General features: G+C 43.3%; 9 protein-coding genes and 1 pseudogene. 8 read left to right on the forward strand and 2 right to left on the reverse strand.

Going from position 1 to position 11708, the window contains the following annotated elements; translation table 11 throughout:
* The 4 genes from B7C60_RS11360 to B7C60_RS11375 form a co-directional block, all read left to right on the forward strand.
* The coding region (locus tag B7C60_RS11360) for a DMSO/selenate family reductase complex A subunit (protein ID WP_245869238.1) at window positions 1-2166 on the forward strand (2166 nt) is incomplete at its 5' end.
* An 11-nt stretch (window positions 2167-2177) separates the two neighbouring features.
* Window positions 2178-2795, forward strand: coding sequence for a DMSO/selenate family reductase complex B subunit (locus B7C60_RS11365; protein ID WP_099611756.1), 618 nt, complete (start codon window positions 2178-2180; stop codon window positions 2793-2795).
* A 3-nt stretch (window positions 2796-2798) separates the two neighbouring features.
* Complete coding sequence (locus B7C60_RS11370) at window positions 2799-3611, forward strand: dimethyl sulfoxide reductase anchor subunit family protein (protein ID WP_099611757.1); 813 nt, start codon at window positions 2799-2801, stop codon at window positions 3609-3611.
* A 179-nt stretch (window positions 3612-3790) separates the two neighbouring features.
* A complete protein-coding gene (locus tag B7C60_RS11375) occupies window positions 3791-4369 on the forward strand; it encodes a TorD/DmsD family molecular chaperone (RefSeq protein WP_099611758.1) in 579 nt (192 codons plus the stop codon).
* Window positions 4370-4434: 65 nt separating this feature from the next.
* On the opposite strand, the gene leuE is transcribed toward B7C60_RS11375, so the two are convergent.
* Window positions 4435-5076, reverse strand: coding sequence for a leucine efflux protein LeuE (gene leuE, locus B7C60_RS11380; protein WP_099611759.1), 642 nt, complete (start codon window positions 5074-5076; stop codon window positions 4435-4437).
* A gap of 552 nt (window positions 5077-5628) precedes the next feature.
* Window positions 5629-6777, reverse strand: coding sequence for an aminotransferase-like domain-containing protein (locus B7C60_RS11385; protein WP_099611760.1), 1149 nt, complete (start codon window positions 6775-6777; stop codon window positions 5629-5631).
* Window positions 6778-6934: 157 nt separating this feature from the next.
* Here B7C60_RS11385 and B7C60_RS11390 point away from each other — a divergent pair, with 157 nt between their 5' ends.
* The 4 genes and pseudogenes from B7C60_RS11390 to B7C60_RS18965 form a co-directional block, all read left to right on the forward strand.
* Complete coding sequence (locus B7C60_RS11390) at window positions 6935-7804, forward strand: AraC family transcriptional regulator (protein ID WP_099611761.1); 870 nt, start codon at window positions 6935-6937, stop codon at window positions 7802-7804.
* 414 nt (window positions 7805-8218) lie between these two features.
* Window positions 8219-8547, forward strand: a pseudogene (locus B7C60_RS11395) (tyrosine-type recombinase/integrase); the annotation flags it as partial.
* Window positions 8548-8689: 142 nt separating this feature from the next.
* Window positions 8690-10057: a hypothetical protein gene (locus B7C60_RS11400; RefSeq protein ID WP_099611762.1), complete on the forward strand. Its 1368-nt coding sequence runs from the start codon at window positions 8690-8692 to the stop codon at window positions 10055-10057.
* A gap of 1201 nt (window positions 10058-11258) precedes the next feature.
* Window positions 11259-11708: Arm DNA-binding domain-containing protein (locus B7C60_RS18965; protein ID WP_245869240.1), on the forward strand; the 450-nt coding region annotated here is incomplete at its 3' end.

Raw genomic sequence — 11708 nt, forward strand, 5'->3', positions numbered from 1 at the left:
GGACAGCATCAAATTCGTCCTTGTCTACGTGGCCGTTCGGCTCGTTTTCGCACCTATAACCCCGATCGCTTAAAATACCCCATGAAGCGCATTGGCGCGCGTGGTGAAGGAAAATTTAAACGGATCAGTTGGGATGAAGCAACTACTATTGTGGCAAATGAGTTAAAACGGGTCATTAGCACGTATGGTAATGAAGCGATTTATTATCAATATGGCAGTGGTACAACCGGTGCGAACTTACAAGGTCGTAATACCTGTAAACGGCTGCTAAATTTAGCCGGGGGCTTTTTGGATATGCATAACACATATTCTGAAGCGCAATTAAACCGAATTCAGCCGTTCGTTTTTGGTCAAGCCGGTAATATTTATGGCACTGAGCAACAAACGTTATTTTCTGAAATCAGACACTCTGATTTAGTGGTGATGTTTGGCCAAAACTTGGCGGAAACTCGCATGTCGGGTGGTGGGCAAATTGCCGAAATTTATCATGCGCTAGAGCAAAGTGGTGCCCGGGTTATTTTGATTGATCCTCGCCGTACCGACAGTGTTACCGCCTTTAATGCCGAATGGCTACCTATCCGTCCGGGAACCGATGCGGCGTTAGTGGCTGCGATTGGACATACGTTGATCAAAGAAAATTTGCTTGATGAAGCAATGCTTAATCAATATACGGTCGGTTGGAGTGAAGAAACGTTACCAGCGAGTGCCCCGGCGAATGCTTCTTATAAATCGTATATTTTAGGTTTGGGTGAAGATAAAACAGAAAAAACACCCGAGTGGGCTGAAGCATTAACGGAAATTCCAGCACAGCGTATTCGTGAGCTGGCGCGTGAAATTGCTGGCGCGAAAGCAGCGTGGATTTCTCAAGGCTGGGGTGTGCAACGGACTCAAAATGGTGAACATGCCTCTCGTGCCATTATGATGCTACCGATTATGACCGGACAGTTTGGCCGCCCTGGTACTAACATTGGGACTTGGGGAGGGAGTGTTAATTATCCATTAGCTGGCCTTGCCATTGCTAACCCAGTAAAAGTTTCCATTCCTTGTTTTAGCTGGTTAGATGCGATTACCCGTGGCACAGAAATGACAGCGAAAAAAGATTACGTCAAAGGTCGTGATCGATTAGCCACTAACGTTAAGTTTCTCTGGAACTATGCCTCGAATATGACCGGAAATCAGCACTCGAACCTAAACCAAGTGGATAAAGTGCTGCGCGATGAATCCTTGTGCGAGTTTATTCTGGTATGGGATAACCACATGACGGCGACAGCGAAGTATGCCGATTTATTATTGCCAGATGTTTCGACACTAGAATCAGATGAGTTGATCAACAACTCATACCAATCGGGCTCCTATCATTATTTGGTTCGTTTACAAAAAGCGATTGAACCTATGTGGGAAAATCGTCCGACTTATGATGTATTGGCTGAAATTGCAGAAAAAATGGGCATCAAAGAGGCCTTTACGGAAGGACGCACCTACCAAGAATGGATTGAGTTTGCGTATAACCAAGTACGTAAACAAGAGCCCCATCTTCCACCATTTTCCGAAACCGATGGTATGGGAGTGATTGATCGCCGCGTCGCTGATAGCAGTAAACATATTGCTTTAAAAGAGTTTCGCGATAATCCGCAGTTACACCCACTAAAAACGCCATCAGGTAAAATTGAAATTTACTCAGAATCGCTCGCTGAGCTCGCGACACAGTGGGAGCTATTACCAGGCGATAAAATTTCACCGATCCCAGAGTACTGGCCAGCGGTAGAAGGTATTGAAGACAAAGCGCAGTTAAGTAAATACCCATTGCAGATGACGGGCTTTCATACTAAAGGGCATTGTCATTCAACGTATTCGTCAGTGGCGCAATTGAAAGAAGCGGCTCCTGATGTGCTTTGGATGAACCCCATTGATGCGCAGGCCCGAGGGATTAAGACAGATGATTTTGTCGAAGTCTTTAATGATCGAGGTCGACTAAGAATTAAAGCCAAGGTTTCACCGCGGATCATGCCTGGAGTTACGGCTATGCCAGAAGGCGCATGGGCGAAGACCAATAAAGAAGGCGTTGATGTTGGTGGTTGTATCAACCGGCTTACCTCATTACGGCCAACAGCATTGGCTAAAGGTAACCCACAACACACAAATTTGGTCGACGTTAAGCGCATCTGAGGAGATTTTAAATGAAACAATACGGCTTTTTTGTCGACTCATCAAAGTGTACTGGCTGTAAAACTTGCCAAATCAGTTGTAAAGATGAGAAGGCGCTAGAAGTGGGCCCAAAATATCGCCGCGTTTATGAATATGGTGGCGGTGATTGGCAAAAAGTAGGCAATGCGTGGAAGCAAGATACCTTTAATTACTATTTGTCGATTTCTTGCAACCACTGTGCAGATCCTGCCTGCGTCAAAGGTTGTCCAACCGGAGCGATGCATAAGCGCTCAGAAGATGGCTTAGTGGTGGTCGATCAAGATGTATGTATCGGTTGTCGCTATTGTGAAATGCGCTGTCCTTACGGTGCCCCTCAGTTCGATGAACAGAAGAAAGTGATGTCGAAGTGTGATGGTTGTTATGAGCGGGTAGCGCAAGGATTAAAACCCGTTTGTGTCGAATCGTGTCCTCAACGAGCACTTGATTTTGATGAAATTGAGATCTTGCGGGCCAAATATGGCAATACCAATGCCGTGGCACCACTGCCAGATCCACGCTTAACCAAGCCCAGCTTAGTGATTAAAGCTCATGCCGATGCACGAATGTCGGGTGATACCACGGGCGCTATTCAAAATCCATCAGAGGTCTAAACGATGCATGAATTACCTTTAGTCTTTTTTACCGTCTTAGGCCAGACAGCGGTTGGTATGATGTTACTGGCTTTTATCGCCGGTCTTATGGGGCAAATCACTGCCACTCAACAGCATAGAATTAACTTCATCGGGTTAATTCTATTTGCGATAGGTATGGCAATTGGCGGCTTACACATGGGCCAGCCACAACGGGCGTTTAACTTATTGTTTGGCCTGCTACGTTCGCCCATGAGCAATGAAATTGTGCTCAGTGGTCTCTATTTTGGTAGTGCATTGTTAACGGTAGCACTGGGTATTCCTCGTGTTCGTACATGGCTGAAAACCCGTTTTCAATTCACCATGACCAACACCCAACATCAATGGATTAACGGTGTGGCGGTGTTACTTGGCTTGGCATTTGCTTGGTCGATTACCCAAGTGTATCAATTGGAAACCGTCCCAGCGTGGAACACCCATTACACTGCGCTACATTTGTGGTTAACCGTGCTCATTTCTGGCGGAATGGCGGCTTTAGCGCTCGGGGTTTATCGGTTAGGCAGCATTGTGGTGATGGTTGGGGCGCTCCTTTCCTTAGTGACCCGCTCTGGTTATATGACATTTCTCAATGAAACGGTTCCTCACCTTGTGCAAGGGCAAATGATATTTTGGTATATTTATCTTGCTGGGGTGGTGATTGCGCTTATCTTCGCTGGGCTTGGTGGGCTAAAAAAACAGCAAGTGACGCCGCTATTGCTCAGTGGCGCAGTGCTGGTGTTGCTCGGTGAGCTTGCTGAACGCATCACGTTTTATAATTTATGGTGGATAACCATGTGATCGTCACGGTCGATTAACCGAGGGTCAACAGACCCTAATATTTCCTTGGTATCGGCAACGCTAAGTTGTTTAGATATACCGGTTATCGGCAGAGTGAGTTAATCGAAAATCAGTCTACTGCTTCGTCGTGAATGTGAACAAGCGGTAGGCTGGTTATTTTTAGTGAATAAGGAAAACTTATGCTAGCTGTGGTCCCTCGTGTTTTAGGTAGCTTATTTTATTATCCACCTCATAGTGAACCGGCTCAATATGCCCAACAAGATCTACCCAATCTAGCGGCTTATTTTTCTTGGCAAAAGCCGGAAGAGATTAACGCCTTGTGCCAAGCATTACCCGCACCAGATTCAGATCAATTTAGCCTCTTATTTGAAGGGGTCGGTGATATGCCAGCGCCGCCGTGGGGCTCGGTCTATTTAGATCCCGAGCACATCGTCATGGGCGAGAGCACATTAGCGTATCGTCGCTTTTTGCACCAAAACGGTATAGAAGTGCAATTGACGAGCCATGAACCAGAAGATCATTTTGGGTTGATGTTATTAGCGTTGGCACATTTTATTGAACAAGATCAAGAGAATGCGGCGTTAGTGTTATTCGTTGATCATTTGTTGCCGTGGGCTGAGCAATATTTACAGCAGTTAAAATCAGCTTGCTCAGCGGGGGATTTTTATTATGGCTTGGCAACCCTAGCTGAGTGTTTTTTAAACGAGTTGGCAAATAGTATCACGCCCTCACAAACAGTGATGATGACGTCATGCTAAACGTGGTTAATATTGGTCACTTTGCATCGTGATGAAAGGTTTGTATTGCCTTTCATCAGCAAACATTAAGCGGTGAGCGCCAATCTTAAAGCAAAGAGCACAAACAGCGAGCCAATGAAGGTATTGGACAATTTCGCTAGTTTTTGATTTTGTTTCACTCTATTGGTGATACCAAACCCCGCAAAAATCAACAGGGAAAGATAGAGCATGCTGCACAGCTCGAGTATTGAACCCAAAACCAAAAAAGAGAGCCCAGTACTTTCAGCATTAAAATCGATGAACTGAATAAAGAAAGAAACATAGAAAATAATCATTTTCGGATTCAATACACTCAGCCCTAAAGCTTTTAGATAAATACCTTGATTCTTTTTCCCAACTTGATTTTGTGCTGTCGCTTGATCACATTGACGAAAACTACGGATGATGGTTTTGGCACCCAAATAGAAAAGATACCCAGCCCCCATGTATTGAATCACATGAAAGAGAATGGGCGAGTTTTTAACCAGTGTTGCAACACCTAAAAAAGCGAGGAAAATCAATAAAGCATCGCCACTAAATACGCCAAGCGCCGCTTTATAGCCACCTTTTACTCCATGTTTTGCACTGGCCGTTAAGACAAAAATAGAGTTAGGGCCGGGGACGATCACAATGAGAAAGACACCAACCAAATAGGCCCAAAGGTTCACAATTCCGATATTTTCCAACATACCACTCTCGCAAAAATAACATCGATAAAGTCAATGCACACCACTGTGCGATGAGCTCATGTTTTCCATTGTTCGATGATCAATGATGTGAACAACATCGGTCATTCATCCTGTATCGGCGATCAAAAAAATAGGCCAATACATTCATGTTATATATCCGATTGGTTGGCATTCAAACTGAATGTCGTCTTAATGGAGTGAGCTTGGGTGTATAATAACGGTCTTTGTTTTTTTTGAAATATCTGTTTGTTTATTTTTGTAATTATAGTTTATAAAACTGGATTTTAGCTTTTAATATGAAATTAGAATCCATTTTTGTGGTTTTTATTAATATAATATGTTGCCTTTTTGTTTTGATTTAGAGGGGTGCTGTTTTTATTCGTTATATAGAGAAATTCTCCTGAAATTTGTTTTCAATTGGAGGTTTTATCTGATTTTTGGTCTTTGATAAGGTTTTATGATTACTTTACACAAAGCAGGTTGAGATACCCAAACAACGTGGAGTTGCAGGTAAGATATAAAAGGGGAGCTAAACTCCCCCGGAGCCTTCGATTAAGCCTGAGTTAAGACTGAAACTAAACGCTGAACAGCCTTGGTTAATTCTTGTTCGGTTGAATTAGTGAAGTTTAAACGTAGTGCCGCTGGTGCATGGTCAGGATCTGGATAAAACACTGGGCTAGGGACAACTGCAACCCCTTCAGCGAGTAACCGTTGAGCTAACGCAAACGTGTCACATGGTGGCAGGGTAAGCCAGATAAACATACCGCCATCAATTGAATTAAGCTGGTAGCCATTCGGTAATACTTTTTTCAAGTTATCGAATAATACCTCATAACGTGAACGGTATAAGGTTCGGATCTGCTGAAGGTGCTCTGGAAATTTAGGATGAGCAAGTAGACCATGCAATAAAGCTTGCATCGGAACGCTGGAGTGAAGATCGGCCCCTTGTTTAACCTTAATCATCGGAGCCAAATCAGTCGCTCGGCCGGAAACGGCTCCCAACCTGAGCCCCGGAGAAGCGATCTTAGAAAAAGAACGCAGAACAATCGCCTGATCTGGACAGAAATCAGACACCAAGGGGTGGCTCTCACCAGTAAAACGCAACTCACGATACGGAACATCTTCCACCAGCACGACGTCAAAGCGTTGACAGAGTTCAGCCACTTGTTGACGCGTGTTTAAGCTCCAACAAATGCCGGTTGGATTATGAAAGTCTGGGACGGCGTAAAATAATTTAGCGCGTTGTGATTGAAAGCATTGCTCTAATTCTGCAAGATTTGGCCCTTCTGGTGTTTGTGTTACCGTAACAATATTCGCTTGTGCTAACCCAAACACTTGCATTGCGCCTAAGTAACTCGGCGCTTCCATGACCACATGATCACCCGGATTAATATAAGCACGGGCGATTAAGTCTAGCCCTTGTTGTGATCCGGTGGTGATCATCACCTCATGATGGGCGGGTAACGCAAAATGTTGTTTGAGAAAATCGATCAGCGGGCCGTAGCCAGCTGTAGCGCCATATTGAAACACATGCGGTTTTTCTGCCAGATCCACTAATGTTGCACGCATTAGCTCAATCGGAAATGTCGCTTCATCAGGTAGCCCTCCAGCTAAAGAAATAACATTCTTATCACTCGCAGCGGCGAGGATCTCTCGAATATAGGATGATTTGACTTGTTGTAACGATTTTGCGATGTCCATGTATGCTCCCGGTAGCCCTTTTTATTGAATGACTGCTAACTTGCAGCTTCAAGTTGTTTGGGGCGATATTATTTTATTCGTCGCATAGTACGATTGGTTGCGCAAAATTGTTTGTCCATTTATGCTCAACTTCATCTCGATTGATATAACTTACCTCATGAATTCACAGCATATTTCACGTATCAATGATGTTCTTTATTACATTCATCAAGATATTGCGAGTGATTTGTCAGCAAAGCGGTTAGCCGACTTCGCGGCGTACTCAGAGCAACATTTTCACCGCGTTTTTAAACGTGTGGTTGGGGAAGGGGTGCATCAATACATTCGGCGAACCCGAATGGAGTATGCTGCCAACCAATTAATGTTTGATGCGCGAACCCCTGTCATCGATATCGCGAATAAATGCGGATTTAGCTCACTTTCTTCTTTTGCTAAAGCCTTTAAAGCGGAATTTCAGGTGACACCGGGTCAATGGCGGCATGGAGAAGGGATTTCGTTAACACGAGCCACTATTCATGATAGCGATGTGGCGGAAGGCTATCGACGAGTGGCCAATCTCATATTACCAAGGCCAAAAATCATAGAAACTCAGCCTCGCTTGACGGCTTATATTCGTCACCAAGGTTATAATCGTTCAATCCGACAAGCTTGGGTGGCATTAAGCCATTGGGCTGAAGAAGAAGGAAGAAGCGTTAGTCAGCAATTTGCTTTGCATCATTCAAATCCAGCTTGGGTTTCCTTAGAACAATGCCGTTATGTCGCCTGCTTAGCTATTGATAAACCAGTGAAATTGAGAAGTGTCGTTAATCAATTAACCATCCCCGGTGGCTTACATGCAGTATTTCGGCTGCAAGGCCGCTATGGTGAATTACTTCCTCAAGTAAGCCTGATTTTTGAAAAATGGCTACCTCAATCACGTTACAAATTACGTTTAACCCCCGCTTATGTTCACTACCACAAAAATCATTTTCTCAATGACGATCAGCAGTTTGAGATCGACTTTTATTTACCGATCAGTGCTTTTTAAGCATATATAATATGCAAAATAGAGGTTGGTGTAGCGGTCAAGCAGTCTGGGAGTTCATGCATTAAACTGTAATATGTTCTAATTAACCCAAGTAGTTGATTCGACTCAATATCCATTCAGTTACTTTCTCTACGTGCTCTTGCGGCATAAAACTATTACGGTAGGTATCGAGAATCGCCCCTTCACCTGCGTTTAAGCGGTCATAGCACCTTATTCTCCACAATCCTTAGCTGATGATCGTTATTCATCGCCAGAGAAAGCTTGGGTTAATAACCGGAAATACTCATGCCTTTTTGTTTTTTGGCAACTCAGTAACAAATTCAGTGCGCGAAAAAGGCAATTGGATCTGAAATTTATTCGAGCCTAGTAGGGGTTTGATCTCCAATTTTTTATACTCGACTTGTTCTCTATATTGTTCATGATCAACGGCTATTTCAACAACTGAAGAACCCCTATATCTTTGCCGGAGATGCCCCGGTAGACCTATCGCCCACCCGAAGAAGGCATTCGCTCGAACTAAGAAAGCTGCCGGAATTACAGACAACTTCCGAATTTATGATTTGAGGCATAGCTTTGCATCGATTCTGATCAACTCAGACAATGCCACGCTTTATGATGTTCAGCACTTGTTGGGACATCAGAGTCCACAAACCTCGACACGGTATGCTCATTTGGCTAGTTCAAGGCTGAGGGAGGTCAGCGCGAATGTGGCGGAGTTGGTGGGAGATGTGAGTAACGGGTAGCCTAAAAACAGTGGGTAAACGCTCGCTGTTTTTTTGGGGGGGGGCTTTGAGGAAGGGTTTGTAGGTATTTGGCGAGCATTCATCCATGCCACATTATGTGATACCTTGAGCATAATGGTAGCTAACAGAGGAAGTGAATAACTTGGATTGTTATAGAAAGAAAATATCAGCAGACGCAAAACTTACTGATCAAGATGGTAAATCGATTATGGTTGATTGCTCTGTTATATTACCTTTGCTTTTTGGTCAGCCTGCAGAGGTTCGGGTTGGAATTCCAAATGAGGCAATGCCTATACCGAACCTCAAGACTCCTTGGCAGATTAAAACTCTTCAAGGGACTGAAATAATTACTTTAGAAGATGTTCATTACCGAAGCTTAACTACCGATACCCTTTTAAAAAGAAAACTTGGTTCAACCCCAGTAGGTCTGAGTCATATAAAAAGTTTGACGATAGAAATGCCTCTTAATTCGTCTGATTATAGCTTTTCAATTTACATATCTGATACTGAATATTTTAACACATTACGTCTGGAAGATGGTCTAAATGGCATTAGCCAAATAGCTATGTTCAGTCACCCAACTCTTGGCGAAATTGTTTTACAAAAATATAGTATTGAATCCGCAATGCTTAATGATAATGGCTCATTAAAGCTACATGGCTATAGGCTAGAAGTTAAATATTGCAGACCTAATACTAGCCCTGAATCTATCATTAATATAATCCAGCCCTTACTTGATATATTGTCTTTTGTTTCACGCCAAAGAGTGTTGGTTTTAGGTTGGGAACATCAAACGGGAAATGAATATATTAGGCACTGGAAGTATCCACTAAATGCGATACAGACTAATTATGCTTTATATGAGCCTAGATCTTATTTAGTGAGCGGTAAAGTTGATGAGCTAGAAAAAATGATCAATATAGGTTTATCGAATTATTATGGTTTGGAAGACTCAGAACAGGATATGGTACATAAACTTAGCTTTGATCTTTGTTCATCAGTGCAACGTAGAGATGATGCTAAATATATGGCCTTATTCACAGCTTTGGAGTCTTATGCTAAAAAACTGAGCCTTACATTAGAGCTAGATAAAACAAGGTCAAAATCCATTCAATTAATAAAAGAAGCGGCAAAGCCACATAAAAAAGTCGACCATGAAGTATACGATATGCTAATGAACCTAACTTCAAACATTAAAAAAATTTCTGCTGCTGACTCAATCGATAATTTTTTATTTAAACATCGAGTTTTTAAAGAAGATCTTTGGGCAATCAAGACAAAAAACGGTCTACTTACTATTCGAAATCATTTAGCACATGAAGGCAATCACGGTGTAGATCATCAGGGGTTAGCAGTCGCAACGTTGCATCTGAGTATACTTATTGAAAGACTTGTTTTGGGGGTGCTTAAGTTGAAGCTTGAAACATCTGTTCAGCAGGAGCTCAGAAGAGAACCTTGGCTCGATTTAGAATACGCTAATAAATTGAAAGGGCTAATAATACAGAAGTAAATCCTAGATCGCAGGGTCGGTCACACTAGACTGGCCCTGTAATCTCCCTCTAAGGCTTATCCTGCCTAACTTCCTGCATGATTTAGTTCCAGCAACTTTGCCGACGGCGTCGTCGGTCCGGTCTCTATCCGGTCTTTAGCTGTGATTTTGGCTAGATACCGAACTGGACACGAACCCTAATGTAAATTTCCTATTTAGGTTTTCCGTCCAGTTTGCCGTCGGCGGCGGCAGTAGATGTATTTCCCCTGTAGTCCTGACAGTTGCGACGGTCATGACAGCGCCGACGGTTCTGACAGCCGTGACAGTCCCGACAGTACCCAGCTAGATTCACATCCTATTCCACTAACCCAACTCTTAGCCCTAACTCATACCAGATCCGCGCTGTAATCCAGTATGCCGTTGGTTTTTCCGGTTCGAGTATGAATACCAGTCCAGTGATTAGCTGCTGTTTCTGGTGCTGTGGTGGAGTGTAGATGATTACTGACCTAAATTACTTAAGAGATAACAGACCGATTACCACTGAGAGTAATCGGTCATCATGATTCAACATTCATCTTGTCCTAATCTTCGGTGCTGAGTCTCCTGCGTAATCTCAGCTAGAACCCCATTCAGGTATCTAAATTATATTTATATTAATAACTTCAGCTAATGGACAGGATGTTGGTTATATTTTTGTTGGTTCCTGCGCGAAGTTTTTCTGGGGTTCGGTTCTGGTGTTGAGTGGTATGTATCTGCTCTGATTCGTGCTGTACAGACGAGAGAAGGTTCTGATCGTGGATATCACTCTGATAAGGGAAGTGTGGCTCTGTAGTGACTACGTGGCGTGTTTCAGCTGACCTAATGGACCAGAGCTTACCGGAAGTAATTGCGGACCGGATATGGAAAGGACTAGAAAAGATAAAGGCGCATGAATTTCTTCATACGCCTTTCGAAATTTGGTGGCCCCTCCCAGACTTGAACTGGGGACCAATCGATTATGAGTCGTAAAAAGGCTATTTTCTATCATTTCTCAATAGTTCCCATCTCGTTACATTATCCACTCAAAACAATGCCTTATGCCATTTTTGTGTTCTCGTTAAATCTCAAGTATTCTTGTTTAGGCTCATCACTGTTTGACTAAGTGTTTGACTAAAAATCTAAAGAGCGCGCTTTTAACGGAATATCTGGAAGTCACGTATCAAGCCACAAGAAAAGGGGCAGCATGTTAACGGTAAATGGCATACAGGGCTTAAAACCAAAATCTAAGCCCTATTATGAATGGGATAATGACGGCCAACGAGGAACGGGCAAGTTAGCGATACAGGTCACGCCTAAAGGAAGTAAACGGTTTGTGTTTCGTTATTTCATTCAGAGAAAGGCAACGTTCATACCCTTGGGTAAATTTCCTGAATTATCGCTTACTGATGCTAGGGCAAAACAACGGGAATTGGGCGAATTGCTTTTACGTGGAGTTAACCCTAAAGAGTGGCTAGAAAATAAAGAAAAGACGATACAGCAAGCCAAAAGGGAAGAGGCACGAAAGGGAAGCATTCAACAGCTATTTAATGCTTACGTGGCGCAAATGGAAAAGGACGGCAAGCGAACTCACGAGGCGGTGCTTGCTGCGCTGGAAAAGGAAGTTTATCCAGTAATACCACCAGCCACAAAAGCC

The organism is Vibrio fujianensis, assembly GCF_002749895.1.
Classification (GTDB): domain Bacteria; phylum Pseudomonadota; class Gammaproteobacteria; order Enterobacterales; family Vibrionaceae; genus Vibrio; species Vibrio fujianensis.